The sequence below is a fragment of the Streptomyces sp. NPDC054794 genome (assembly GCF_053611585.1).
Genome location: NZ_JBSHAQ010000026.1, coordinates 13,419 through 40,290, shown reverse-complemented (window position 1 = coordinate 40,290; position 26,872 = coordinate 13,419). Strand labels below are relative to the sequence as shown.

The following is a 26,872-nucleotide window of genomic DNA, read 5'->3' as shown; positions in this document are numbered from 1 at the left end:
TACGCCGCACCGGTCCTGCGCGGCGGGCGGGTCAGCGCAGTGCCGGCTCGTCTAGGGTCAGCGTGCCCGCGTCCGCGTCCAGTTCGGCCGCGGCGCCGAAGGGGATGGTCAGCGCCCCCGCACAGTGCCCGAAGCCGAACTCCTCCACCATGGGCACGCCGCCGAGCGGACCGAGGCGGTCGACGAGCAGGGCGCGCACCCGGTCCAGGGCGTCGCACTGTTCCCAGGAGCCGAGCAGCACGCCGTGCACCCCGTCCAGCCAGCCCGCGCGCAGGAGCTGGGTGAGGTAGCGGTCCAGGCGGTACGTCTCCTCGCCCACGTCCTCCAGGCACAGCAGCCCGCCGCGCGCCGACGGCCGGGCGTGCGGGGTGCCGAGTTCCGACGCGAGCAGGGCCAGGCAGCCGCCGAGGGTGACGCCCCGGGCCCGGCCGGGGACCAGGGCCGTGCCGCCGGAGGCGATCACCCGGACCGTCTCCGGGGCGAGGAGGGTGGCCTTCAGGTGCTCCTGGGCCCGCGCGTTCTTGATGAAGTCGATCCCGGCCGCCATCGGCCCGTGCAGCGTGGCGAGTCCCAGGCGGGTGGCGAACGCCTCGTGCAGCGTCGTGATGTCGCTGAAGCCGACGAACACCTTCGGCCCGGCCGCCCGCATCGCCGTCCAGTCGAGCAGGTCCACGATCCGCTGCGCCCCGTACCCGCCCCGGGCGCACAGCACCGCGTCCACGGACGGATCGCACCAGGCGTTCTGCAGGTCGGCGGCGCGGTCCGCGTCGGTCCCGGCCAGGTACGCGAACGTGCCGTGCCGGTCGAGCACGTGCGGGGCCACGACGGGGTCGAGGTCCCAGCCGCGCAGCACGTCGAGTCCGGCCTGCAGCCGCTCCTCGGGGACGGGTCCGCTGGGGGCGACGACCGCCACCCGGGCGCCGGGAGCCAGCCGGGACGGTCGTACGAGGGGTTTCACGGGGCCAGCTCCAGCGTCGGTACTCCGGGCGGGGTCAGCCCGAACACCTGAGCGTACAGCGAGAGCTCTGCCTCCAGCGCGCGCACCAGGGTGCCGGCCCGCCGGAACCCGTGCCCCTCGCCCTCGAAGGCGAGGTACGCGTGCGGCACCTGCCGGCACTTGACCCGGGCGAGGAAGCGCTCGCACTGAGCGGGCGGGCAGATGACGTCGTCCAGGCCCTGGAGCAGGACGAAGGGCGCGGTGATCCGGTCGGCGTGCGCGGCGGGCGACCGCTGCGCGTACCGTGCCGGGACCTCGGCGAGCGGTCCGACCAGGCTCTCCAGGTACCGCGACTCGAAGTCGTGGGTCTCCCCCGAGGCCCAGGCCGTGAGGTCGAGGACGGGGTAGATGATCGTGCCGCAGGCGTAGACGTCGGTGGTGGTCAGGGACGCGGCGGTGGTCCAGCCGCCCGCGCTGCCGCCCCGGATCGCGAGCCGGGCGCGGTCGGCGGTGCCCTCGGCGGCGAGGGCCTGCGCCACCGCCGCGCAGTCCTCGACGTCGACGACGCCCCACTGCTCGCGCAGCCGGTCCCGGTACTCCCGGCCGTACCCGGTCGAGCCGCCGTAGTCGACCTCGGCGACCCCGATGCCGCGCGAGGTGAAGTAGGCGATCGACAGGTCCAGCACCAGGGGCGCCCGGCTGGTGGGTCCGCCGTGCGCCCACACGACGTACGGCGGCAGCTCGTCGCCGGGGGCGACGCAGCCGGGGTGGTGCGGCGGGTAGACGCGGGCGTGCACCTCGCGTCCGGCGGGGCCCGTGAAGACGCGGATCTGCGGTTCCGGGTAGTGGGCGGGGTCGACCGGGTCGGTGTGCCGGGCGCCGGTCACCCGGGCCCGGCCGGTGCGAGTGTCGAGCTGGACGACCTCGTGGGCGGTGCGCGGGCTGGCGCCGACGGCGACGACCCGTTCGCCGTGGGCCGCGAGGGTGGGCGCGAACTCCGTCCAGGGGCCGGCCGCGTCGACGACCTCGCCGGTCTCGGGATCCAGTATCCCGAGGGCAGTGGCCCCGCGGCCGTGCACGACGGCGATCAGTCCGTTGTCCAGCGGGGCGAACCAGCGGTGGCCGAGCTTCCACAGCGGTCCGCCGAACTCCTCCTCGCGCGGGCACAGCGGCCGGCCGTCGCGGTACAGGTTCCACCAGCCGCTGCGGTCGCTGGCGTACAGCAGCCGCCCGTCGGCCGACCAGTCGACCTGCGCGACGGACTCCTTGGGGCCGCCGACGACCGTCCGCGCCCCGTGCAGCCTGCCGTCGGCGCCCACGTCGGCCAGGACCAGCTCCGTGCCGTCCCAGGGCATCCGCGGGTGGTCCCAGGCCAGCCAGGCGGCCCGGCGCCCGTCGGGCGAGATCCGCGGGCCGGTCACGAACCGGTGCCGTGCGTCGGTGAGTTCCCGCACGGCGTCCCGATCCGATGCCGCCGATCCGTCCAGCGGCACCGCCGCCAGGACGCGGCGCACGTCCCCGGGTCCCTCGCCCGTGAACTCCTCCAGGACGCACCACACTTCACCGCGCTCCAGGTCCAACAGCGGCTCCGCCCAGCGCAGTCCACCGCCCACCTCGGACACGGGCGTCAACGGGCGCGGCCGGCCTCCGGGTTCGTACCGGTACAGCCGCTGGTCGGCGAAGTGCGTGAACACCACCAGGGGCCGGCTGTCCACCACCGTGCCGGCCCAGGGCAGCCCGCCGTACTCGATGACCCGGCTGCGCACGTTCCACGGCGCCGGCAGCACCGACTCCTCGGTGCCGTCCGCGCGGCACCGCACGAGCGTGCGACGGCCGCCCTCCTCGGGCCGGGGTTCGGTCCACCACGTCTCGTCGCCGACGAAGCCCACCCACTCGGGGTGCCCGTCGTGCGCGGCGGCCAGCGCCGCGTCGATGGGCGAGGGCCAGGAACCGTACGCCAGGGTCCGCACGTCGTCTCCCACCTTCCGGGGCACTGTCCTCCCGGATCATGCCCAGCACACGGCCGGTGATCCGTCATCGCCGCCACCGGGCGAACCGAACCGGAGGACAGACCCTAGGCCGTCCGCAGGAACCGGTCGAGGACGCGGACGCCGAAGTGCAGCGCGTCGACCGGGACGCGTTCGTCGACGCCGTGGAACAGGGCCTGGTAGTCGAAGCCCTCCGGCAGCTTCAGCGGCGCGAAGCCGTAGCCGGTGATGCCCAGCCGGGAGAACTGCTTGGCGTCGGTGCCGCCCGACATGCAGTACGGCACCACGTGGCCCTCGGGCGCGAACTCCTCTACGGCTGCCCGCATCCTGGCGTACGTCGGCGTGTCCACCGGTGCCTGGAGCGCGACCTCCCGGTGCGCGAACTCCCAGTCCACGTCCGGCCCGGTCAGCCGGTCGAGGGTGGCGCGGAACTCCTCCTCGCCGCCGGGCAGATAGCGCCCGTCGACGTAGGCGATCGCCTCCCCGGGGATCACGTTGAGCTTGTAACCGGCCTCCAGCATCGTCGGGTTGGCGCTGTTGCGGAGCGTGGCCTCGACGAGCTGGGCGGCCGGGCCGAGCTTGTGCAGGAGCCCCTCCAGGTCGGCCGGATCCGCCTCGACGCCGTACACGGCGGCGAGTTCGGTGAGGGCGGCCAGCACCGTCGGGGTCGGCCGGAGCGGCCACGCGTGCTCGCCGATCCGGGTGACGGCGGCGGCCAGCCGGGTCACCGCGTTCTCCCGGTTGACCTTGGAGCCGTGCCCCGCCCGCCCGCGGGCGGTGAGCTTCAGCCAGCCGGTGCCGCGCTCGCCGGCGGCGATGGGATAGAGCTGACGGCCGCTCCCGTCGTGGAAGGTGTACGCACCCGACTCGCTGATGCCCTCCGTGCAGCCCTCGAAGAGCCCGGCGTGCTCGTCCGCCAGGAACCCGGAGCCGTCCGCCGCGCTGGCCTCCTCGTCGGCGGTGAACGCGACGACGATGTCACGCCGGGGCCGTACGCCCTCGCGGGCCCAGGACCGGACGACCGCGAGGATCATCGCGTCCATGTTCTTCATGTCGACCGCGCCCCGGCCCCACACGACCCCGTCCAGGATCTCGCCGGAGAACGGGTGCACACGCCAGTCCTCGGCGCGCGCGGGCACCACGTCGAGGTGACCGTGCACGAGCAGCGCGTCGGCGGACGGGTCGGTGCCCTCGATCCGGGCGACGACGTTGGTCCGCCCCGGGGTGCGCTCCAGCATCAGGGGCTCCAGCCCCGCCCCGGCCAGCCGCTCGGCCGCGTACTCGGCGGCCGGCCGCTCCCGGCACTCCCCGTCGCCCAGATTGGTCGTGTCGATCCGGATCAGGTCGGAGGTGAACCGCACGACCTCGTCCAGCGCCAGATCGTCAGCCATACTGCTCCTCCACGGCGGCCGAGACGATCGTGGTGACCGCCTTGAAGGTCCGGATCCCCTCGTACATGGTGCCGTTGGTGTACGCCACCCTCCGCTCCCCGATCCGCTCCACGCCCGGCACCACGGTGGCGGCGAGCGCGAGGTGCTCGGCGTCGAACTCCAGCGCGATGGTGAACGGGCCCCCGGCGAACGGCTCCTGACGCACCGCCAGCGTGGCCGCCTCCTTCGCCGCCGCGCGGATGTCGGCGGCGGTCCTGGCCGGCGTACGGCACACCGCCGCGTAGCGCGACACATGGTCCTTCACCGCGACCTTGAGCGCCTCCGGCGCGTACCCGAGCGCGTCCTCGCAGGCCACGTCGTCCCCGGTGACGAGCACGACGGGCACCCCGTACTCGGCGGCCACGTGCGCGTTGAGCAGCCCCTCGCTGGCCCGTACGTCGTTCAGCCACACCCCGGTGATGGAGTTCGCGAGGTAGGTGTGGGCGAGGACGCCCTCCATGCCGGCGCCCGCGTGGTAGCCGACGAACGCGAGGCCGTCCACGTCCCCGTGCTGCACGCCCTCCACCATGGACAGCGACTTGTGCCGCCCGGTGAGCATCGCCGCCCGCTCGTCCAGCCGCTCCAGCAGCAGGTTGCGCATGGTCCAGTGAGCCTCGTTGACGACGACCTCGTCGGCGCCGCCGTCGTAGAACCCCCGCACCGCGGCATCGACGTCCGAGGTGAACATCGCCCGGCACCGCTCCCACTGGGGCGTCCCGGGCAGCACATCGGCCGGCCAGGTGACGCCCGTGGCCCCCTCCATGTCCGCACTGATGAGGATTTTCATAAAACCGCACGCTACGCGGTGCGCCACCCTCGGACCAGGACCGCGCTCCCGGCCGCGCCGTCGCTCAGCCTGCCGCGCCGGCGCCCGCCAGGACGAACCAGCGTGCGGGCAGGTCTATGCGGGTGCCGTCCGCCAGGTACTCCGTCTGCGGCAGGGTCGTCTCGCCGGTGGCGAGGATGTCGAGTCCGGCCTCGCGCAGCAGCTTCGGGATCTCCTCGTCGTCCGCGCCGGCCGGCTTGAGCCCGTGGTGGAACACCCGGCGCAGCTTGGGCGGCGGCCCGTCCGGGTCGGCCGCCGCGCGGCGCAGCACCTGGCGCGAGCCCGAGGTGAGTTCGACGACGAAGGCCCGGCCCCCGGAGCCGATGATCTCGGCGACCGCCCCGGCCACCAGGGCCCGCGCCTGCGGTTCGCTCTGATGGATGACCGCACGCATGTACACGTGGCTGTCGCCGACGCGGCTGTGCAGGGCACGCACGGCCTCGGCGTCGGTCAGGTCGAGCTGCTCGAACTCGACGGCCTCGTCGCCGCCGTCATCGGCGGCCGCGCGGCGGGCGTGCTCGACGGCGGCGTGCGAGAGGTCGACGCCGACGGCGCGCGCGAACCGGGTGGCGAGATAGCGCGTCTGTGTGCCGTTGCCACAGCCGAGGTCGACGATGGTGCGCGTGGTGTCCGCGAACGGCAGCAGCAACTCGCTGTGCGGTACGGCGGTCAGCGACGGATCCGAGTCCCAGATCGCCTCACCCGGCGCGTCCGAGGTATCCCGCCAAAAGCTCTCCCAGGCATTGCGGTACTCCTCCGAAATGTTCATGCCCCTCCCCAAGTCGGTTCCGTGCTCGGAGTATCGCGGTCCCGGAGAGCACGGCAAGAGGAAGGCGCCCTCCTTCACCAGAAGTTCCGGCCAGCGCACGCCAGGAGGCGCGCACACACGCTCCGCGCGCCCTCTCTCAGAACCCGCGGGACGGCGTCAGGGCCTGCTCGAACCAGACGGTCTTGTGGTGTCCGGCGGCGCTGGCGCCCCATTCGCGGGCCAACCGGCTGACCACCCGCAGACCGCGGCCCGACTCGTCGTGGGTGCCCGCGCCGAGCAGGGTGGGCAGTGCCGGCTCGTCGTCCGTGACCTCGCACAGCAGCGCGTCGGTGCGCACCAGCCGCAGCCCGATCCGGTCACCGCCCCCGTGCCGTACGGCATTGGAGACGACCTCACTGACCAGCAACTCCGCCGTGTCCACGGCGTCGTACAGACCCCACTCCAGCAGTTGTGCGCGGACCAGCCGACGGGCCTGGCCCACCTCGCGTGCGTCCCGGGCGAGTTGCCACTCGGCGACATCGCCGGCCCGGATGCCGTTGAGCCGGGCCATGAGCAGCGCGACGTCGTCCTTGCGTCCGCCGTGCGTGTTGAGGGCCCGGATGATCGTGTCGCATGCGGCGTCCATCGAGGCCGCGGGGTGCGCGGCGGACTCGCAGAGCGCGGCGAGTCCGTCGCCGATGTCGGCCCCGCGCACCTCGACCAGTCCGTCGGTGCACAGCACCAGCCGGTCCCCGGGCGAGACCCGGACGACGGCGGACTCGAAGGCGACGCCGCCCACTCCTATCGGGGCGCCGGTCGGCAGGTCGAGCAGTTCGCTGCGGCCGTCCTCGGCCCGCACCAGGACGGGCGGGATGTGTCCGGCGTTGGAGAGCTGTACCTCGCCGCGGATCGGGTCGTACACCGCGTACAGGCAGGTGGCGAGGTAGTTCTCGCCGAGCCGCCGGGCCAGGTCGTCGAGGTTGCGCAGCAGTTGCGCGGGCGGCGTCTCCATGGTGGCCATGGTCTGCACGGCGGTGCGCAACTGGCCCATCATGGCGGCCGCGTTGAGGCCGTGGCCCATGACGTCGCCGACCACGAGCGCGGTGCGCGAGCCGGGCAGTTTGATCGTGTCGAACCAGTCGCCGCCGATCCGGCCGAGCCGGGTGCCGGGCAGATACCGGGTGGCGACGTCGCACCCGGCCATGCGCGGGCTCACCTGCGGCAGCATGCTGTCCTGGAGGGTCTCGGCGACGTTCTCCTGGTACGTGTACATGCGGGCGTTGTCCAGCACGAGACCGGCGCGGGCGGCGAGTTCGGCTCCCGTGGTGCGGTCCATGCCGTCGAAGGGCTCGCGGTCCGGGCGGCGCATCAGCACCATGAAGCCGAGGACGACGTTGCGCGCCTTGAGCGGGACGATCAGCAGGGAGCGGCCGTTGATCAGCGGCCTGAGGTCACGCTTCTCGAACTCGCCGGAGATGCGGTTGCCGAGTTCCTCGCTGATCCTCGGGATGAGGACCGGCTCGCCGGTGACCATGCACTGGAAGAACGGGGTGTGTTCGGGGAAGGCGAAGGTCTCGCCGACCGGCACGGTGTCGTCCCAGCGGCCGGGTTCGTCGTTGTGCTCGACCCAGACGCGGTGCATCACGGTCGTCGCGTCGGGCGGGCCGTCCGGGAAGCCCTCGCCCGCCAGCACCGCCGAACGCAGATGGGTGCCGGCGAAGTCCGCGAAGCGGGGCACGGCGGCGCTGGTCACCTCGCGGATGGTCTCCCCCAGGTCCAGCGAGGAACCGATGCCGGAGCTGACCTCGTTGAGGAACTCCAGCCGCTCGCGCACGGCCACGTACTCCAGGTCGTGCTCGGCGCCGACCGGGACGTCGACCGCGGTCCGCTGCTGCGGCACGGTGTGCGGGCGCGGGCGTCCCGCGCGGCGCGGCACGCCCCAGTCGGGTGTCACCGGCACCCGGTCGTACTGACTGAACTCCAGGACGGGGTAGCCTAGTTCAAGCACCTGGGAGACGACGCGGCCGCTCAGGCCCGGGCCCATGTTGGGCAGGATCTCGGGCAGCCGACGGGCGAGTTCGTCGAACGCGGGCAGCTCGGTGTAACGGGCGAAGCCTGGCGCGATCCGCTCGACGGCCTCCTCCGTGTAGCCGCGCTCGACACGCAGTCGCGCGGCGTCGGCGGCGAGCACCAGCAGCCGTTCGGGCCCCGGGCCGACCAGCGGATAGGCCCACCACAGGACGTCGAGCCGGGTCTCGTCCCTGTCCTTGGAGTCCTCGGAGATCCGGGCCCGGCCCGCCGTCGCGTAGGCGGTCCGTCCGCCGAGCGAGGCCTCAAGATCGGGGCCCAGGCCGTCGTACGCCTCGTAGGGTCCGTAGGCGTCCGGCCGCGGTTCGGCGTCGAGGCCGTCGGGCAGCGCGCCGGAGACCGGCAGCAGATCGCCCGCCGGACGCCCCACGGCGTCCTCCCTCGTCACGCCGAACAGCCGGCGTGCGCCGCTGCTCCAGTGGGACACCAGACCGTCCCGGTCCACGACGACCACGGCCAGCGGGATACGCCCGGCCGTCGCGGCGTCCCCCGCGCCGTCCCCAGCTCCGCGGCTGGGAGGTACGTCCCTCTCGTTGCCACGGTCCATGGCCAAGGCCCTCTCTCCCCACGGCTCCGCATAGATCTGTGCCGCCCGTCACTACCGTACGGGGACGTCCGGTTGCGATGTGTGGCAATCCTGGAATTGGTTTCACTTGATCGCCTCGGCCCGCAGGTCCGCGCCCCGCCAGGGCGGTGAGCCGGTTGCTGGGTCAGGCTGCGTCAGGCTGCGTCAGGCTGCGTCAGTCGTGGTGCCCCAGCAGCAGGTCCCGTTCCGTGCGTCCGCCGCCCGCCACGTGCAGAACCGTGGCCACCGGCGGGTATCCGGCCGCGATCACGGTGTACTCGCCGGAGGAGAGGTCGACGAACCGGAAGGTTCCGTCGGTGCCCGTGGTGAGCGTGTCCACGACGTTGCCGGCCGCGTCGAGCAGGGTCACCCGCGCGTCCTGGACGGGCCGTCCGCCACCGGCCCGCACGGTCCCGCGCAGCACGGCGCCGCCCGCGAGTTCGACGTCCTGCCGGGTCTCCCGGGACGCCTGCACGGTGACGGGCAGGGCGGCCGGGCGGAAGGCGGGCGCGCCGGCGGCGAGGGTGTACTCCCCGGCCACCAGTTCGGTGATGACATAGCCGCCCTCGCGCCCGCTGCGGGTACTTGCGACGACCTCGCCGTGCACGTTGGTGAGCGTGACGGTGGCGTCCCGGACGGGCGAGCCGTCGGCGGTGAGCACGGTGCCCGCGAGGCGTCCGGCGCCGCCGAGGACGACGTCGAGCTCGACGGGCCGCTCGCCGACGGTCACCGAGACCGCCTGCGGCTGGTGGCCGCCCGCCGCGGCGATCAGCACGTACGACCCGGAGCCGGGCGTGGACAGCGCGTACCGCCCGTCCTCGCCGCTGGCGCCCCGCCCGATCTGCCGCCCGGCGACGTCGATGAGGGTGAGGGCTGCGCGGGGCACCACGGTCCCGTCGGGGTGCTGCACCATCCCGCAGACGGGGCTTCCGGCGGCGAGGGGCGAGCGAGGGGAGAGCGGGGTCCCCCCGGCCGAAGGCTGGGGGCGGGCCTGCGGGATGGCGGCGTTGCCCGGCACGGTCTCCTGGTCGGCGACGGGGGCGTTGTGGGGCACCAGGGGTTTCTCCTTGAGGAAGAAGGCGATGAGCAGGCCGAGGACGAGCACCGGGACGAGGTAGAGGAAGATCCGGGGCATCGCGTCGGCGTAGGCGCGGATGTAGGCGTCGCGCAGCTGCGGGGGCAGCGCGTGGACGAGCCGCGGGGTGAGGGACTCGGGGTCCGGGAGCCGGGTGCCCGCGCGCGCGGGAAGACGGTCGTGCAGGGCGTCGGCGAGCCGGCCGGCGAAGAGGGTACCGAAGACGGCGGCGCCGACGCTGCCGCCGATCTGCCGGAAGTAGTTGTTGGCGCTGGTGGCGGTGCCGAGGTCGGCGGGGCGGACGGAGTTCTGCACGGCGAGGATCAGGACGGGCATCACCATGCCGATGCCGGCGCCGAGGACGGCCATCCAGACGCTGTAGTGCAGCCGGGGCGTGTCGACGGCGAGCCGGGACAGCAGCCACATGCCGATGGCGGACAGCAGTCCGCCGAGGACGGGGAAGACCTTGTAGCGGCCGGTGTGGGTGATGAGCTGTCCGGCGACGATCGAGGCGCCGACGATCCCGGCCATCATGGGCAGCATCAGCAGGCCGGACTCGGTGGCGGAGGCGCCGTCGACCATCTGCAGGAAGGTGGGCAGATAGCTGGCGGCGCCGAACAGGGCGACGCCGATGACCAGGCCCACCAGTCCGGTGACGACGAAGACGGAGTCCCTGAACAGCCGGAGCGGGATGAGGGGTTCGGCGGCGCGGTGCTCGGCGGCGAGGAAGAGGACGGTGGCGGCCAGCGCGCCCGCACCGAGGCAGAGGATCGGGCGCGAGTCCCAGGCGTACTCGGTGCCGCCCCAACTGGTGAGCAGCACCAGGCAGGTGGAGGCCGCCGCGAGCAGCAGGATGCCGAGCAGGTCGAGCGGGCCCCGGACGGCGGGCTTGGGGAGCTTCAGCACCAGTGTGACGACGGCCAGGGTGACCAGCCCGAAGGGCACGTTGACGTAGAAGCACCAGCGCCAGGAGAGGTGGTCGGTGAAGTAGCCGCCGAGCAGCGGTCCGGCGACCGAGGCGAGGCCGAACGCGGCGCCGATCAGGCCGAGGAAGCGACCGCGCCTGCGGGGCGGCACGATGTCGGCGATGATCGCCTGTACGCCGATCATGAGTCCGCCCGCGCCGACGCCCTGGACCGCGCGGAAGGCGATCAGCTGGTCCATGGTCCGCGCCCGTCCGGCCAGCGCGGAGCCGATGACGAAGACGAGGATCGCGAACTGGAAGACGCCCTTGCGGCCGATCAGGTCGCCGAGTTTGCCGTAGACCGGCAGTCCCACGGTGGCCGTGAGCAGGTACGCGGTGATCGCCCAGGACATCCGGTCCAGGCCGTGCAGCTCGCCGACGATCCTCGGCAGCGCGGTGGCGACGATCATCTGGTCCAGGGCGGCCAGCAGCAGCGCGAGCATCAGCGCGAAGAAGACCAACACGATCCGGCGCGCGCCGAGTTCGCCGGCCGGCCCGGCCGGCGGGACGGGGGCCTCAGGAGGTGGCGCCACCGCCGGCTCGTACTCCACCAGGGTCGTCCCGCCCACGTACCGCTCCCCTCGTCGCGCTGCCGCACGATTTCCGCCTAAATCCACGCGTATCACGCGTAAATCGACAACTGCGGGCAGGCACGACGAGTTACGGCACGAGGTCGGTCGGCGCGGAGATCCACTCGAACCGGTGAGGGGATCAACGCACCTTCCCCGATTGCCCTTTGGGCTACTTCTCGACCTCGGCGGCGAGCTTGGCGAGCACCGCGTCGTAGATCCGGCCGAGGCCCTTGGGGGCGAAGGTCCGCTCGAAGAAGCCGCCGATGCCGCCGGCACCGGTCCAGGTGGTGGTCACCACGACCCGGGAGCTTCCCTCGCCGGCGGGGGTGACGCGCCAGGTGGTGACCATGGAGGAGTTGCGGTCCTTCTCGACCAGTTCACCGTCGGTGGGCTCGGTGACCTCCAGGAGGCAGTCGCGGACCCGCTTGCTGGTGGCCTGAAGCTTCCAGTGCACGAGGGTGCCCTCGCCGTCGCCGCCCTCGCGCACCTCGTACTCGCTGAAGTGCTCGGGCAGCAGCTTCGCGCGCGTGCCACTGTAGTCGGCGAGGGCGTCGAACACCTTCTCCGCGTCCGCCGCGACGACCCGCTCCGTAGTGGCCTCGACCTGCGCCATGGGACTCCTTAAGGGACCTGAACTCTCGGGGTTGGGCAAAGCCAACCACCCCGCGACCCGGCCGCCCAAATCGAGGTCGCACGATCATGGGAACGTATGTTCTATTCTGTGGCCAGCGCTACCGAGGAGGCGTCATGCGCTGGGAAAACCTCACCGTGGAGTCCGGCGGTCACAGCCGGGCGGCCGATGCCGCGCTGTTCGGCGCGGACGCGGTCACCACCCGCACCTTCGACACGCCCGAATTCGCCGGAATCACCTTCCACGAGATCCGGGCCCGCTCGATCATCAACCGGGTACCGGGCGTCTCACGCATGTCCTTCGACTGGACGGTCAACCCCTACCGGGGTTGCTCGCACGCGTGCGTGTACTGCTTCGCCCGCAAGACGCACAGCTATCTCGACCTCGACACGGGGATCGGCTTCGACACCCAGATCGTGGTCAAGGTGAACGCGCCCGAACTGCTCCGCCGCCAGCTCGGCTCCCGCCGCTGGCAGGGCGAGCACATCGCGATGGGCACGAACGTCGACTGCTACCAGCGCGCCGAGGGCCGCTACCGCCTGATGCCGGGCATCATCGCCGCCCTGCGCGACCACGCGAACCCCTTCTCGATCCTGACGAAGGGCACGCTGATCCTGCGCGACCTCGACCTGCTCAAGCAGGCCGCCGCGGTCACCGACGTCGGCATCTCGGTCTCCGTCGGCTTCACCGACCCGGGCCTGTGGCGCACCGTCGAGCCGGGCACGCCCGCGCCGGAGCGGCGCCTGGAGGTCGTACGAACCCTGGGCGAGCACGGCATCGGCTGCGGCGTGCTGATGGCGCCGGTGATCCCCTTCCTCGGCGACGACCCGGCCCAACTGCGGGCCACCGTACGGGCGATCGCGGCCGCCGGGGCCACCTCCGTCACCCCGCTCGTGCTGCATCTGCGGCCGGGCGCCCGGGAGTGGTTCATGGCCTGGCTCGGCCGACACCACCCCTACCTGGTGCGCCGCTACGAACGGCTGTACGCGGACGGCGCCTACGCGCCCAAGTGGTACCAGCGCCGGATCACCCGTCAGGTCCACGAGCTGGCCCAGGAGTACGGCATCGGGCCCTCGCGCCCGGGGATGCCGCGGCGGATCCGCCCGCCGGAGGCCACGCAACCGACGGCGGCACCGGCGCCCGCCGACGGAACCTCCGAACCTACCCAACTCACGCTGATCTGAGAGCGTTCGGGGGCATCTTCCGGCCCAATTGGGTCAAGTGTTGACAGAACGGTTTTTCCCGGCCCTCTTTTCGGGACGATGCGGCGAGGACCGTGACCTTCGCGGTCCGATCACCCTCCGTCCCGGGAGGACCCATGAGATCACGCGCAGCCGTGCTGTGCGGTGCCGCCGTCGTCGTGGCCGGGTCGTTCACGGCCGCGCCCGCCGACGCCGTCATCCGAAGGACCGCACCGACCGCGCAGACCGCGGGGGCCGCTGGGCTCGCCTGGCAGAAGTGCGGCACGACCGACTATCCGACGCTGCAGTGCGCGTCGCTCCAGGTGCCGCTCGACCACGCGAACCCCGGCGGGCGGCAGATCACGCTCGCCCTGACCCGCGTCCCGCACACCGCCCAGACCTACCAGGGCCCGCTGCTGGTCAACCCCGGCGGCCCCGGCGGCAGCGGCCGCACCCTCGCCGGATTCGTCGCGGCCGCGCTGCCCAAGGACGTGGCCGCGCAGTACGACGTCATCGGCTTCGACCCGCGCGGCGTGGGCAGGAGCACGCCTGCCCTCACCTGCGAACCCCAGTACTTCAAGGCGGTGCGCCCCGACTCCGTGCCGGACACGGACGAGCTGGAGCAGGCCGGCCTCACGCGCGTGAAGGCCTTCGCCGACGCCTGCGGCAAGAAGTACGCGAGCGTCCTGCCGTACATCGACACCGTCAGCTCCGCGCGGGACATCGACGCGATCCGCACGGCGCTCGGCGCCGAGCGGGTCAACTACTTCGGCTACTCGTACGGCACCTACCTCGGCGCGGTCTACGCCAAGCTGTTCCCCCAGCGGGTGCGCCGACTGGTCCTGGACTCGATCGTCGACCCGACCGGCGTCTGGTACGACGACAACATCGGCCAGGACTACGCCTTCGACGACCGCCACCGGGCCCTGATGACCTGGATCGCGCAGTACGACGCGACGTACCACCTCGGCGACGACCCGAGCCAGGTCGAGGCCAAGTGGTACGCGATGCGGGCGGCGCTGGCCAAGAGGCCGGCGGGCGGGAAGGTCGGGGCCTCCGAACTGGACGACACGTTCATGCCCGGCGGCTACTACAACGGCTACTGGCCCTACCTCGCCGAGGCGTTCGCCGCCTACAGCCGGGACAAGAAGGCCGACCTCCTGGTGCAGGCGTACGACCGGTTCGGCGCCGTCGACACCGCGGGCGACAACGGCTACAGCGTCTACGCGGCGGTGCAGTGCCGTGACGCCTCCTGGCCGCGGGACTGGAACCAGTGGCGCAAGGACGCCTGGGCGGTGCACGAGAAGGCGCCGTTCATCAGCTGGAACAACACCTGGTACAACGCGCCGTGCGCGTTCTGGCCGACCCCGTCGCGGCAGCCGCTGAACATCGCCAACGCCGAGCTGCCGCCGGTGCTGCTGTTCCAGGCGACGGACGACGCGGCGACCCCGTACCCGGGCGGCGCGGCGGTCCACCGGCTGCTGGCCGGCTCCAGCCTGGTCGTCGAGCAGGGCGGCGGGAACCACGGCATCACGCTGAGCGGCAACGCCTGCCTCGACGAATACCTGGCCGCCTACCTGACCGACGGCACGGTGCCGCGCGGCGACGGCGGCGAGGCCGACGCGGTCTGCGTGCGGACCCCCGACCCGAAGCCGCTGACCGGAAAGGCGGCGTCCACCTCGTCCCGTGGTTCGGCCCTGCACGGCCTGCTGGGCCACCACGGCTGACCACCCACCGCCTGACGGCCCCTCGGGGGTGTCGGCCGCCTCGAATGCGTTGGCCGCGTCGTCGGACCATGGTCCACGATGGGCGCATGAGTGAGCCGACCAGGATCCCCGCCCCCGACGGGGTCGCCCCCGCCGCCCAGTACAGCCATGTCGTGGCGGCCACCGGCCGTTTCGTCGCCGTCTCCGGCCAGCTCGCCCTGGACGAGGACGGACAACTGGTCGGCGCGGGCGACCCGGCGGCCCAGGCCCGCCAGGTCTTCGAGAACCTCAGGCGCTGCCTGGCCGCCGCTGGGGCCGGCTTCGCCGACGTCGTCAAACTCACCTACTTCGTGACGGACATGGCCCACCTGCCGGCCCTCCGCGCGGCCCGCGCCGCGCACATACCCGAGGACCGGCTGCCGGCGTCCTCGGCCGTACAGGTGGCGGGGCTCGTCCGACCCGAGTTCCTCATGGAGGTCGAGGCGTTCGCGGTGGTCGGCGCATGACCGGGCTGACGGTGCGGCCGATGGCCCCCGCCGACTGCGACCGCGTCTCCGAGATACGGATCCGTGGCTGGCAGCACGCCTACCGGGGCATGATGCCGCAGTCCTATCTGGACGGACTCAGCGTGGCGCGGGACGCCGAGTGGCGACGCTCCCACTTCTCTCCGCGCCCCACGAACGGCGTGGTGAACCTGATCGCCGAGCGGGACGGCGAGATCGTCGGCTGGGCGGCGCACGGACCGTACCGGGACGGCGAAGTGCGCACCGAGGACGCCGAGTTGTACGCGATCTACGTCGACACCGCGCACCTCGGCAGCGGGGTCGGCCGGACCCTGCTGGAGCGGTCCGTCCGGCAGTGCCTCGTGCAGCCGCGCATGTTCCTGTGGGTCCTGAAGGAGAACACGCGCGCCCGGCGCTTCTACGAGCGAGCGGGCTTCCGCGCGGACGGCGCGGAGGAGCCCTTCGAGGTGGAGGGCATCGACGTGCCCGAGGTCCGTTACGTCAAGGAGCCACTCGGCTGACGCGTCACCGCGGCCTGGGGATCCGCGTCAGCGCGTGCACCGCCGCCTCGGCCAGCGTCGGGTGGGCCAGCGCCTCGTTCAGGACGCGCCGGGCCCGGGCGTCGCCGAGCGTGCCGAGCCCCTCCACACAGGCGAGGGCCACCCGGCGATAGGGGTCGTGCGGGCGCAGCCGCCGCTCCAGGGTGGTGATCAGCGCCGGCACGGACTCGGGGGCCCGCAGCACGACCAGGAGCCGCACGGGGTGCAGCGCGTAGGCGACGCGCAGTTCGTTGGTGGCGAGGGCGGCGGCCGCGCGGGCGGTGCGGGGGTCGCCGAGCCGGGCCAGCGCGTGGGCCGCGGAGGCGCAGCGGGGCGGGTCGCGGTGGTTGAGCAGCAGGACGAGGGACTCGAAGGCGCGCCGGTCGCCGGCCACGCCCAGCCGGAACGCCGCCAACTCCCTGGCCCACAGCGGCTGTCCGGCCGCCGTGAGCACGTCCGCCAGTTCGTCGGGGTCCTCGGTCGCCAGCAGCCGCTCGTACGCCGACGTGCCGCGCGACTCCTGTCGTAGACGCTCCGTGAGCGATCGCAACTCTTCGTCCACGAAGCCCAGATTAGGGGTGTCGCGCGAAGCCGGGGAGCTTCATCACAAACTCGGGACTAGCGCGCTCGTTACCCACCGGTTAAGCTCATTCGAGCGAGTCACCCACTCGCGCTTGCTTACGACGGTTTGGTGACGCAGCCGTCGTGAGTGCAGGTCGGTTCGGTACCTCACGTGTACCACCAGTACGGCTCGGCTCCGGGACAGAGCCGGTCGGTCCAGGCCGTTTCCCGGGCGTGTGCGCGCCCGCGGCGGACGGCACCGGGCGTGTGCGCAAGCAGCCCGGCAACAACACCCGCACTCAGCACGCTCGGCGTGCGCCCTCGGCGCACCCGTGCGGATCTCGCGCTCGGCGCGCCGTTCTTGTCGTCACCACCCCTCATTTCTGGAGTCCCGCGATGGCCACTCCCCTGTCCGACACCTCTCTGTCCCACCTCAAGACCATTGCCGTCGTCGGTCTCGGCACCATGGGCACCGGCATCACCGAGGTCCTCGCGAAGGCCGGCCGCGAGGTCGTCGGCATCGACATCAGCGAGGCCGCCGCCGCCCACGCGGTCGCCGTCCTGGAGTCCTCCACCGCCCGTGCCGTGCAGCGCGGCCGGCTCACCGAGCAGGAGCGCACCGACGCCCTCGCCCGGATCCGTACCTCCACCGACCTGCGGGCCGCGGCCGAGGCCGACCTCGTCATCGAGGTGGCCCCGGAGTCGTACGAGATCAAGCACCAGATCTTCCGCGAGCTGGACGGCATCGTCCGTCCGGAGACGATCCTCGCGACCGGCACCAACGCCCTCTCGGTGACCCGCCTGGCCGCCGACTCGGCGCGCCCCGAGCGCGTGCTCGGACTGCACTTCTTCAACCCCGCGCCGGCCATGCGGCTCGTCGAGGTCGTCTCCTCCGTGCTGACCGCGCCCCAGGCCGTCGCCGCGGTCACCGACCTCGCCATCGAGCTGGGCAAGGAGCCGGTCGCGGTCGGCGACCGCCCCGGGTTCGTGGCGGACGGTCTGCTGTTCGGCTACCTCAACCAGGCCGCCGCGATGTACGAGGCCAAGTACGCCTCCCGCGAGGACATCGACGCGGCGATGCGGCTCGGCTGCGGCCTGCCCATGGGCCCGCTGGCCCTGCTGGACCTGATCGGCGTCGACACCGCCCGTACGGTCCTGGAGGCCATGTACGCCGAGTCCCGCGACCGGCTGCACGCCCCCGCGCCGATCCTCAAGCAGCTCAGCGAGGCGGGCCTGACCGGCCGCAAGTCCGGTCGCGGCTTCTACTCGTACGAGGCCCCGGGCAGCGCCACCGTCGTGCGGGACGCGCTGACCCCGCTGGAGGGCGCCTCCCTCACCCCGGGCCGCACCGTCCGCTCGGTCGGTGTCGCCGGTTCCGGCACGATGGCCTCCGGCATCGCCGAGGTCTTCGCCAAGGCCGGCTACCAGGTGGTCCTCGCCGCGCGCAGCGAGGAGAAGGCGCAGACCGCCAAGGCCCGGATCGGCAAGTCCCTGGCCCGTTCCGTGGACAAGGGCCGGATGACCGCCGAGGCGGCCGCGCAGACCCTGGACCTGATCACCCCGGCGGGCTCCTACGAGGCCTTCGCCGACGTCGACCTGGCCGTCGAGGCCGTGGCCGAGGACCTGGAGATCAAGCAGCAGCTGTTCGCGACGCTGGACAAGGTCTGCAAGCCGGGCGCGGTCCTGGCCACCACGACGTCCTCGCTGCCCGTCGTCGCCTGCGCCCGCGCCACCTCGCGTCCGCAGGACGTGATCGGCATGCACTTCTTCAACCCGGCGCCGGCCATGAAGCTGGTCGAGGTCGTCCGCACGGTCCTGACGGCGGACGACGTCCACGCCACGGTCCGCGAGGTCTGCGGCCGTATCAAGAAGCACGCCGTCGACTGCGGCGACCGTGCCGGGTTCATCGTGAACGCGCTGCTGTTCCCGTACCTGAACAACGCGATCAAGATGGTGCAGGAGCACTACGCGTCCCTCGACGACATCGACGCGGCGATGAAGCTGGGCGGCGGCTACCCGATGGGCCCGTTCGAGCTCCTGGACGTGGTCGGGCTCGACGTCTCCCTGGCGATCGAGAAGGTCCTGCACCGCGAGTTCCGCGACCCGGGCCTCGCCCCGGCGCCGCTCCTGGAGCACTTGGTGGCCGCGGGCTGCCTCGGCCGCAAGACCGGCCGCGGCTTCCGCGAATATGCGCGCCGCTGAGGCATCCGGCGACTGGTTCGACGACGACGCGGACTGGGGCGGGCTGCTCGGCCCCAGCGGCGGACCCCCGCCCCACCCGGGCGGGGGAAACCCTGGACATGCGCATCACGCTGCGCACATGCAGTACGTTCGGGTCATGTCCCAGCCCGCCAAGTCCTCCCGTACACCAGCTACGCCCGACGCGCCGGAAAGTGCCGCAGGCGGTCGCGCCGCCGCCCAGCGGCTCAAGATGCGCCGAGAACTGGCGGCCGCCGCGATGGAGCTGTTCGCTACCAAGGGGTACGAGGCGACCACCGTCGACGAGATCGCGGCCGCGGCCGGGGTCGCGCGCCGCACCTTCTTCCGCCACTTCCGCTCCAAGGAAGAGGCGATCTTCCCGGACCACGACGACACCCTGATCCGGGCGGAGGCCGTGCTCAACGCCGCCCCCGCGCACGAGCATCCGCTCGACACCGTGTGCCGCGGCATCAAGGAAGTCATGCGGATGTACGCGGCCCGGCCGGAGATCTCGGTCGCCCGCTACAAGCTCACGCGCGAGGTGCCCACCCTGCGCGAGGCCGAGATCGCGTCGGTGGCCCGCTACGAGCGCCTCTTCACCCGTTACCTCCTCGGCCACTTCGACGAGCACGCCCACGACGACGACGCCAACGACGACCCGCTGCTGGCCGAGGTCGCCGCGTCCGCGGTCGTCACCGCCCACAACCACGTCCTGCGGCGCTGGCTGCGGGCCGGCGGCCAGGGCGACGTGGAGGCGCAGCTCGACCACGCCTTCGCGATCGTCCGCAAGACCTTCGGCAACGGGATCGGCGCCGGGCGCTCCTCGGCCCCCAAGCCCGCGGCGACCACCCCGGCGGCGGTCTCCGAGATGGGCGACGTGCTGGTGACGGTGGCCCGCACCGACGCCCCGCTCGACGAGGTGATGCGGACCATCGAGCAGGCGCTCAAGGACCGCTGAGACGCCCCTCGACCACCCCGCGCGACCCTACGCCGCGCTGTGATGACGGCCACCCCACCGGGTGGCCGTTTTGGCATGTCAGAGCACCTTTTCGAGCAGATTTAAGAGCCTGTTCGATCGATCATCGCTCATTTGTTACGTAAAGATTTCACCTGAGAGCAAGTTCTGGCACTCAGTGCCTTGCGAGGTGACACGCGGTGTCATACGTTGAAGGAGTCCGGGCGGCCGGCGTGCAGAGACCATTCGCACGTCGGCTGTCCCCGCAAGCCGATGGCCTGCGCGCCCGGACGCCTGCGTCACAGGCAACCTCCCGCGCCACAAAGCGCTGCCGAAGCACCACCCAGCCGAACCGACGGCACCTTCATCACCACCCTCAGCAGCACCGACGCAACCCTCAGCGCCCCTCCCTCAGGGCGCTCATCGCCGGAGGCAACACCGTGACCGTGAAGGACATCCTCGCCGCGATCCAGTCGCCGGAATCGACGCCGGCCGACATCGCCGCCCTGCCGCTCCCCGAGTCCTACCGCGCGATCACCGTGCACAAGGACGAGACGGAGATGTTCGAGGGTCTTCAGACCCGCGACAAGGACCCGCGCAAGTCGATCCACCTCGACGAGGTCCCCGTGCCCGAGCTCGGCCCGGGCGAGGCCCTGGTGGCCGTCATGGCCTCCTCGGTCAACTACAACTCGGTGTGGACCTCGATCTTCGAGCCGCTGTCCACCTTCGGGTTCCTGGAGCGCTACGGCCGCACCAACGAGCTGGCCAAGCGCCACGACCTGCCGTACCACATCATCGGCTCCGACCTCGCGGGCGTCGTCCTGCGCACCGGCCCGGGCGTCAACGCCTGGAAGCCCGGTGACGAGGTCGTCGCGCACTGCCTGTCCGTCGAGCTGGAGTCCAGCGACGGCCACAACGACACGATGCTCGACCCCGAGCAGCGCATCTGGGGCTTCGAGACCAACTTCGGCGGTCTCGCCGAGATCGCCCTGGTCAAGTCCAACCAGCTGATGCCGAAGCCCGGCCACCTCAGCTGGGAGGAGGCCGCCGCCCCGGGCCTGGTCAACTCGACCGCGTACCGCCAGCTGGTCTCCCGCAACGGCGCCGGCATGAAGCAGGGCGACAACGTCCTGATCTGGGGCGCCAGCGGCGGCCTCGGCTCGTACGCCACCCAGTTCGCGCTGGCCGGCGGCGCCAACCCGATCTGCGTCGTCTCCAGCGACCAGAAGGCGGACATCTGCCGCTCGATGGGCGCCGAGGCGATCATCGACCGCAACGCCGAGGGCTACAAGTTCTGGAAGGACGAGAACACCCAGGACCCGAAGGAGTGGAAGCGCTTCGGCAAGCGCATCCGGGAGCTCACCGGCGGCGAGGACATCGACATCGTCTTCGAGCACCCCGGCCGCGAGACCTTCGGCGCCTCGGTCTTCGTCACCCGCAAGGGCGGCACCATCACCACCTGCGCCTCGACCTCGGGCTACATGCACGAGTACGACAACCGCTACCTGTGGATGTCGCTGAAGCGGATCATCGGCTCCCACTTCGCCAACTATCGTGAGGCCTGGGAGGCCAACCGCCTCATCGCGAAGGGCAAGATCCACCCGACGCTGTCGAAGGTGTACTCCCTGGAGGACACCGGCCAGGCCGCGTTCGACGTGCACCGCAACCTCCACCAGGGCAAGGTCGGCGTGCTGTGCCTCGCCCCCGAGGAGGGCCTCGGCGTGCGCGACGAGGAACTGCGCGCCAAGCACATCGACGCCATCAACCGCTTCCGCAACATCTGAGCGCCCCCCGAGCACCCCGAGGTCACAGATGACTGAGCGTCAGCCCGCCGAGGCGAAGCGGGAGAAGGACCGGCCGTGGCTCATGCGCACGTATGCCGGCCACTCCACGGCCGAGGCGTCCAACGAGCTGTACCGGCGCAACCTCGCCAAGGGCCAGACCGGCCTGTCGGTCGCGTTCGACCTGCCGACGCAGACCGGCTACGACCCCGACCACATCCTCGCCCGCGGCGAGGTCGGCCGGGTCGGCGTGCCGGTCTCGCACCTCGGTGACATGCGCCGGCTGTTCCAGGACATCCCCCTGGAGCAGATGAACACCTCGATGACGATCAACGCCACCGCCATGTGGCTGCTGGCGCTCTACCAGGTCGTCGCCGAGGAGCAGGGCGCGGACATCACCAAGCTCCAGGGCACGACCCAGAACGACATCGTCAAGGAGTACCTGTCCCGGGGCACCCATGTGTTCCCGCCGGGACCGTCGCTCCGCCTGACGACGGACATGATCGCGTACACGGTCTCCCACATCCCGAAGTGGAACCCGATCAACATCTGCAGCTACCACCTGCAGGAGGCCGGGGCCACACCGGTGCAGGAGATCGCGTACGCGATGTCCACCGCCGTCGCCGTCCTCGACGCGGTGCGCGACAGCGGCCAGGTGCCGCAGGAGCGCATGGGCGACGTCGTCGCCCGGATCTCCTTCTTCGTCAACGCGGGCGTCCGATTCGTCGAGGAGATGTGCAAGATGCGGGCGTTCGGCCGCATCTGGGACAAGATCACCCGCGAGCGGTACGGCATCGAGAACCCCAAGCAGCGCCGCTTCCGGTACGGCGTCCAGGTCAACTCCCTCGGGCTGACCGAGGCGCAGCCGGAGAACAACGTCCAGCGCATCGTCCTGGAGATGCTGGCCGTGACGCTGTCGAAGGACGCACGCGCGCGTGCCGTCCAGCTGCCCGCCTGGAACGAGGCCCTCGGCCTGCCGCGCCCCTGGGACCAGCAGTGGTCCCTGCGCATCCAGCAGGTGCTGGCGCACGAGAGCGACCTGCTGGAGTACGAGGACATCTTCGAGGGCTCCCACGTCATCGAGGCGAAGGTGGCCGAGCTGGTCGAGGAGTCCCTCGCGGAGATCGACCGGATCCAGGAGATGGGCGGCGCGATGGCCGCCGTCGAGTCCGGCTACCTCAAGTCGCAGCTGGTCTCCTCGCACGCCGAGCGCCGGGGTCGTATCGAGTCCGGCCAGGAGAAGATCGTCGGCGTCAACATCTTCGAGACGACCGAGCCGAACCCGCTGACCGCCGACCTGGACACCGCGATCCAGACCGTCGACCCGGCCGTGGAGGCGCAGGTCGTCGAGGCGATCGGCCGCTGGCGCGACACGCGCTACCAGCCGCCCTTCAACCACCCGCGCCCGTGCAAGGCGCTGGACCGGCTGAAGGAGGCCGCCAAGGGCACCGACAACCTCATGGAGGCCACCCTGGAGTGCGCTCGCGCCGGTGTCACGACCGGCGAATGGGCGGGCGCGCTGCGGGAGGTGTTCGGCGAGTTCCGCGCTCCGACGGGCGTGTCGTCCGCGCCGATCGCCGTCCCGGTGGAGGCGGGCTCGGCGCTGGCCGAGGTCCGCGCCAAGGTGGACGCCACCGCCCGCGACCTGGGCACCGGCAAGCTGCGCTTCCTGGTCGGCAAGCCCGGCCTGGACGGGCACTCCAACGGCGCCGAGCAGATCGCCGTGCGGGCCCGTGACGCCGGCTTCGAGGTGGTCTACCAGGGAATCCGGCTCACCCCTGAGCAGATCGTGGACGCGGCCCTCGCCGAGGACGTGCACGCGGTCGGCCTGTCCATCCTGTCCGGCTCGCACGCCCAGCTCGTGCCGGACGTGCTGGAACGCCTCCGTGTGGCGGGTGCCACAGATATACCGGTGATCGCCGGTGGCATCATCCCGAATGGCGACGCCGAAGAGCTGCGGGCCGCCGGAGTCGCCGCGGTCTTCACCCCGAAGGACTTCGACATCACCGGCATCATCGGGCGCATCGTCGACGAGATCCGGAAAGCGAACAAGCTCGACCCCCTGGAGGTCCCCGCATGACCACGCCCGTCAACCGTCTGCGTCCGCGACGCTCCTGCCTCGCGGTCCCGGGAAGCAACCCCCGCTTCCTGGAGAAGGCGCAGGGCCTCCCCGCCGACCAGGTCTTCCTGGACCTGGAGGACGCGTGCGCGCCGCTGGCCAAGCCCGAGGCGCGGCACACCATCGTCAAATTCCTCAACGAGGGTGACTGGACGGGCAAGACGCGCGTCGTGCGCGTCAACGACTGGACGACCGAGTGGACGTACCGCGACGTCGTGACGGTGGTCGAGGGCGCCGGCCAGAACCTCGACTGCATCATGCTGCCGAAGGTCCAGAACGCCGAGCAGATCGTCGCCCTGGACCTGCTGCTGACGCAGATCGAGAAGACGATGGGCTTCGAAGTCGGCAAGATCGGCATCGAGGCGCAGATCGAGAACGCGCAGGGCCTCAACAACGTCAACGCGATCGCCCAGGCCTCGCCGCGCGTCGAGACGATCATCTTCGGCCCGGCCGACTTCATGGCGTCCATCAACATGAAGTCCCTGGTCGTGGGCGAGCAGCCGCCCGGCTACCCGGCGGACGCCTACCACTACATCCTGATGAAGATCCTGATGGCCGCCCGCGCCAACAACCTCCAGGCGATCGACGGTCCCTACCTGCAGATCCGCAACATCGACGGCTACCGCGCGGTCGCCCAGCGCGCCGCCGCGCTCGGCTTCGACGGCAAGTGGGTGCTGCACCCGGGCCAGGTCGAGGCGTCCAACGAGATCTTCTCGCCCTCCCAGGAGGACTACGACCACGCCGAGCTGATCCTGGACGCGTACGACTACTACACGTCCGAGGCGGGCGGCAAGAAGGGCTCCGCGATGCTCGGCGACGAGATGATCGACGAGGCCAGCCGCAAGATGGCCCTGGTCATCTCGGGCAAGGGCCGGGCCGCCGGCATGCGGCGCACCAGCACGTTCGAGATCCCGGAGGCCTGAGCGCGATGCAGTTCGGACGCACCTACGAGGAGTTCGAGGTCGGGGCGACGTACAAGCACTGGCCCGGCAAGACGGTCACCGAGTACGACGACCACCTGTTCTGTCTCCTCACGATGAACCACCACCCGCTCCACATGGACACCAACTATGCGGAGAAGACGACGGACTTCGGCAAGAACGTCGTCGTGGGGAACTACATCTACTCCCTCCTGCTCGGCATGTCCGTGCCGGACATCTCGGGCAAGGCGATCGCCAACCTGGAGATCGAGTCGCTCAAGCACGTGGCGCCGACCTTCCACGGCGACACGATCTACGGTCAGACGACGGTGCTGGACAAGTGGCCGTCGAAGTCGAAGAACGACCGCGGCATCGTCTACGTCGAGACCAAGGGCTACAAGCAGGACGGCACCCTGGTGTGCGTCTTCCGCCGCAAGGTCATGGTGCCCACCGAGACGTACATCAAGGAGCGCGGCGGCGAGCAGCCGGGCCGCCCGGAACTGAACGCACCCACGGAAAAGACGGAGAAGTAGGCCATGGCCCGTCTCGCCCAGACCGCTGGTCTGACCGACGTCCAGCAGGAGATCATCTCCACCGTTCGGGACTTTGTCGACAAGGAGATCATTCCGGTCGCGACCGGACTGGAGCACCGCGACGAGTACCCGCAGCAGATCGTGGACGGCCTGAAGGAACTCGGCCTCTTCGGTCTGATGATCCCCGAGGAGTACGGGGGCCTGGGCGAGTCGCTCCTCACCTACGCCCTGTGCGTCGAGGAGATCGCCCGTGGCTGGATGTCGGTCTCCGGCATCATCAACACGCACTTCATCGTGGCGTACATGCTCAAGCAGCACGGCACGCAGGAGCAGAAGGACCACTTCCTGCCCCGCATGGCGGCCGGCGACATCCGCGGCGCCTTCTCGATGTCGGAGCCGGGCCTCGGCTCGGACGTGTCGGCGATCACGTCGAAGGCGGTCAAGGACGGCGACGAGTACGTCCTGAACGGTCAGAAGATGTGGCTGACCAACGGTGGCACCTCGTCACTGGTGGCCGTTCTGGTCCGAAGTGACGAAGGACACCCCGAGGGCACGGCCCCGCACAAGTCCATGACGACCTTCCTGGTGGAGAAGGAGCCCGGCTTCGGCGAGGTCCGCCCGGGTCTGACCATCCCCGGCAAGATCGACAAGATGGGCTACAAGGGTGTCGACACCACCGAGCTCATCATGGACGGCCTGCGCATTCCGGCCGACCGGGTGCTCGGCGGCGTCACCGGCCGAGGTTTTTACCAAATGATGGACGGCGTGGAGGTCGGCCGGGTCAACGTGGCGGCCCGTGGCTGCGGTGTCGCGCAGCGTGCGTTCGAGCTCGGCGTCCAGTACGCCCAGCAGCGTCACACTTTCGGTAAGCCGATCGCCCAGCACCAGGCCATCCAGTTCAAGCTCGCGGAGATGGCCACCAAGGTCGAGGCCGCGCATGCCATGATGGTCAACGCGGCTCGCAAAAAGGACTCCGGGGAACGAAACGACCTCGAAGCGGGGATGGCGAAGTACCTCGCCTCCGAGTACTGCAAGGAGGTCGTGGAAGATGCCTTCAGGATCCACGGCGGCTACGGCTTCTCCAAGGAGTACGAGATCGAGCGCCTCTACCGCGAGGCGCCGATGCTGCTGATCGGTGAAGGTACCGCCGAGATCCAGAAAATGATCATCGGGCGCCGACTGCTCGAAGAGTATCGGTTCCAGGGCTGATTGTGTGGATACGGGGTGTTTTCTTCGAGAAGAAGATCACACCCCGTAGGCACGTTTCGGCTTCCGACTCGGCTTCCTGGCTTGCCGAGTTGCGGCCCGCGACCGGTACGATCCCGGGAAAGCCGCCGTCCCCCGTCATTGCGCGGCATCATCCGCTACGAAGGTCATCCATGCCCCACAGCCAAACCTCTGCACCACGAGACAGCCGGGTCGGCGTACGCCTCGCGCGCGGAGCATCGCCGTGGCTTCTCCCGACCGTCGCCACCGCAGCCCTCAGCCTGGCCCGCGCACGCCGCTCCGGCGCGGCCAAGGCCGTCGCCGTGCCCGCCACCGCGCTCGCGGCGGGCATGCTGTGGTTCTTCCGCGACCCCGAGCGCGAGATCGCCACGGGCCGGGTCATCTCGCCCGCCGACGGTGTGGTGCAGAGCATCATGCCGTGGAAGGACGGGCGCACCCGCGTCGCGATCTTCATGAGCCCGCTCAACGTCCACGTCAACCGGGCGCCCCTCGCGGGCACCGTGACGTCCGTCGAACACATCCCCGGTGGCTTCGTTCCCGCGTTCAACAAGGAGAGCGAGAACAACGAGCGCGTAGTCTGGCATTTCGACACCGAACTCGGCGACATCGAGATGATCCAGATCGCCGGCGCGGTGGCCCGCCGTATCGTGCCCTACATCCCCCAGGGCACGAAGGTCGAGCAGGGCGACCGGATCGGTCTGATCCGCTTCGGCTCGCGTGTCGACCTCTACCTGCCCGAGGGCGTGGAGGTCGCGGTCGAGGTCGGTCAGAAGACCGTGGCTGGGGTGACTCGCATTGACCGTGATTGATCCGGAGACACAGGC

21 protein-coding genes are annotated in these 26,872 nt (G+C 71.2%); 12 read left to right on the top strand and 9 right to left on the bottom strand.

Annotated elements, in window-relative coordinates; translation table 11 throughout:
- Positions 1-31: 31 nt before the first annotated feature.
- The 8 genes from ACWGKT_RS26040 to ACWGKT_RS26005 all read right to left on the bottom strand — a co-directional run bounded on the left by ACWGKT_RS26040 (position 32) and on the right by ACWGKT_RS26005 (position 11,806).
- Positions 32-958: a S66 peptidase family protein gene (locus tag ACWGKT_RS26040; RefSeq protein ID WP_453275596.1), complete on the bottom strand. Its 927-nt coding sequence runs from the start codon at positions 956-958 to the stop codon at positions 32-34.
- A complete protein-coding gene (locus tag ACWGKT_RS26035; protein ID WP_453275595.1) occupies positions 955-2,907 on the bottom strand; it encodes a prolyl oligopeptidase family serine peptidase in 1,953 nt (650 codons plus the stop codon). The genes ACWGKT_RS26040 and ACWGKT_RS26035 overlap by 4 nt, the downstream gene beginning before the upstream one ends.
- Positions 2,908-3,011: 104 nt before the next feature.
- Entirely contained in the window at positions 3,012-4,316 is a 1,305-nt protein-coding gene (locus ACWGKT_RS26030) for a M20/M25/M40 family metallo-hydrolase (protein WP_453275594.1), read from the bottom strand.
- Positions 4,309-5,142, bottom strand: a complete 834-nt coding sequence (locus ACWGKT_RS26025; protein ID WP_453275593.1) for a M55 family metallopeptidase — start codon at positions 5,140-5,142, stop codon at positions 4,309-4,311. The genes ACWGKT_RS26030 and ACWGKT_RS26025 overlap by 8 nt, the downstream gene beginning before the upstream one ends.
- A gap of 64 nt (positions 5,143-5,206) precedes the next feature.
- Positions 5,207-5,950 carry a class I SAM-dependent methyltransferase gene (locus tag ACWGKT_RS26020; protein WP_356146459.1) on the bottom strand — a complete coding sequence of 248 codons (744 nt, stop codon included), beginning with the start codon at positions 5,948-5,950 and terminating at the stop codon, positions 5,207-5,209.
- A gap of 136 nt (positions 5,951-6,086) precedes the next feature.
- Positions 6,087-8,564: a SpoIIE family protein phosphatase gene (locus ACWGKT_RS26015; RefSeq protein WP_453275592.1), complete on the bottom strand. Its 2,478-nt coding sequence runs from the start codon at positions 8,562-8,564 to the stop codon at positions 6,087-6,089.
- A gap of 193 nt (positions 8,565-8,757) precedes the next feature.
- Positions 8,758-11,190 carry an MFS transporter gene (locus tag ACWGKT_RS26010; RefSeq protein WP_453275591.1) on the bottom strand — a complete coding sequence of 811 codons (2,433 nt, stop codon included), beginning with the start codon at positions 11,188-11,190 and terminating at the stop codon, positions 8,758-8,760.
- Between the two features lie 172 nt (positions 11,191-11,362).
- Complete coding sequence (locus ACWGKT_RS26005; protein WP_356146450.1) at positions 11,363-11,806, bottom strand: SRPBCC family protein; 444 nt, start codon at positions 11,804-11,806, stop codon at positions 11,363-11,365.
- A gap of 134 nt (positions 11,807-11,940) precedes the next feature.
- On the opposite strand from ACWGKT_RS26005, the gene ACWGKT_RS26000 reads away from it, so the two are divergent.
- The 4 genes from ACWGKT_RS26000 (at position 11,941) to ACWGKT_RS25985 (ending at position 15,735) form a co-directional block, all read left to right on the top strand.
- Entirely contained in the window at positions 11,941-13,008 is a 1,068-nt protein-coding gene (locus tag ACWGKT_RS26000) for an Rv2578c family radical SAM protein (protein ID WP_453275590.1), read from the top strand.
- A gap of 134 nt (positions 13,009-13,142) precedes the next feature.
- Positions 13,143-14,732: an alpha/beta hydrolase gene (locus ACWGKT_RS25995; protein WP_453275589.1), complete on the top strand. Its 1,590-nt coding sequence runs from the start codon at positions 13,143-13,145 to the stop codon at positions 14,730-14,732.
- Positions 14,733-14,818: 86 nt separating this feature from the next.
- Positions 14,819-15,217, top strand: a complete 399-nt coding sequence (locus ACWGKT_RS25990) for a RidA family protein (protein WP_235457379.1) — start codon at positions 14,819-14,821, stop codon at positions 15,215-15,217.
- Entirely contained in the window at positions 15,214-15,735 is a 522-nt protein-coding gene (locus ACWGKT_RS25985) for an N-acetyltransferase family protein (RefSeq protein ID WP_453275588.1), read from the top strand. Before ACWGKT_RS25990 ends, ACWGKT_RS25985 begins: the two co-directional genes overlap by 4 nt.
- A 4-nt stretch (positions 15,736-15,739) precedes the next feature.
- Here ACWGKT_RS25985 and ACWGKT_RS25980 read toward each other — a convergent pair whose 3' ends face one another.
- Positions 15,740-16,315, bottom strand: coding sequence for an adenylosuccinate lyase (locus tag ACWGKT_RS25980; protein WP_356146437.1), 576 nt, complete (start codon positions 16,313-16,315; stop codon positions 15,740-15,742).
- A gap of 395 nt (positions 16,316-16,710) precedes the next feature.
- On the opposite strand from ACWGKT_RS25980, the gene ACWGKT_RS25975 reads away from it, so the two are divergent.
- The 8 genes from ACWGKT_RS25975 (at position 16,711) to ACWGKT_RS25940 (ending at position 26,857) form a co-directional block, all read left to right on the top strand.
- Positions 16,711-18,516, top strand: a complete 1,806-nt coding sequence (locus ACWGKT_RS25975) for a 3-hydroxyacyl-CoA dehydrogenase family protein (RefSeq protein ID WP_356146434.1) — start codon at positions 16,711-16,713, stop codon at positions 18,514-18,516.
- Positions 18,517-18,634: 118 nt separating this feature from the next.
- On the top strand, positions 18,635-19,471 hold the full coding sequence (locus tag ACWGKT_RS25970) for a TetR family transcriptional regulator (RefSeq protein WP_453275587.1): 837 nt from the start codon (positions 18,635-18,637) through the stop codon (positions 19,469-19,471).
- 437 nt (positions 19,472-19,908) lie between these two features.
- Positions 19,909-21,252: a crotonyl-CoA carboxylase/reductase gene (gene ccrA / locus ACWGKT_RS25965; protein WP_356146428.1), complete on the top strand. Its 1,344-nt coding sequence runs from the start codon at positions 19,909-19,911 to the stop codon at positions 21,250-21,252.
- Between the two features lie 28 nt (positions 21,253-21,280).
- A complete protein-coding gene (locus ACWGKT_RS25960; RefSeq protein WP_356146426.1) occupies positions 21,281-23,329 on the top strand; it encodes a protein meaA in 2,049 nt (682 codons plus the stop codon).
- The gene (locus ACWGKT_RS25955; RefSeq protein ID WP_453275586.1) at positions 23,326-24,291 is read left to right on the top strand and encodes an HpcH/HpaI aldolase/citrate lyase family protein; all 966 of its coding nucleotides are present in this window, start codon (positions 23,326-23,328) and stop codon (positions 24,289-24,291) included. Before ACWGKT_RS25960 ends, ACWGKT_RS25955 begins: the two co-directional genes overlap by 4 nt.
- A gap of 5 nt (positions 24,292-24,296) precedes the next feature.
- On the top strand, positions 24,297-24,821 hold the full coding sequence (locus ACWGKT_RS25950; protein WP_225827565.1) for a MaoC family dehydratase: 525 nt from the start codon (positions 24,297-24,299) through the stop codon (positions 24,819-24,821).
- Positions 24,822-24,824: 3 nt separating this feature from the next.
- On the top strand, positions 24,825-26,030 hold the full coding sequence (locus ACWGKT_RS25945) for an acyl-CoA dehydrogenase family protein (RefSeq protein ID WP_235457369.1): 1,206 nt from the start codon (positions 24,825-24,827) through the stop codon (positions 26,028-26,030).
- A 170-nt stretch (positions 26,031-26,200) separates the two neighbouring features.
- The gene (locus ACWGKT_RS25940) at positions 26,201-26,857 is read left to right on the top strand and encodes a phosphatidylserine decarboxylase (RefSeq protein WP_235457368.1); all 657 of its coding nucleotides are present in this window, start codon (positions 26,201-26,203) and stop codon (positions 26,855-26,857) included.
- Positions 26,858-26,872 lie beyond the last annotated feature (15 nt).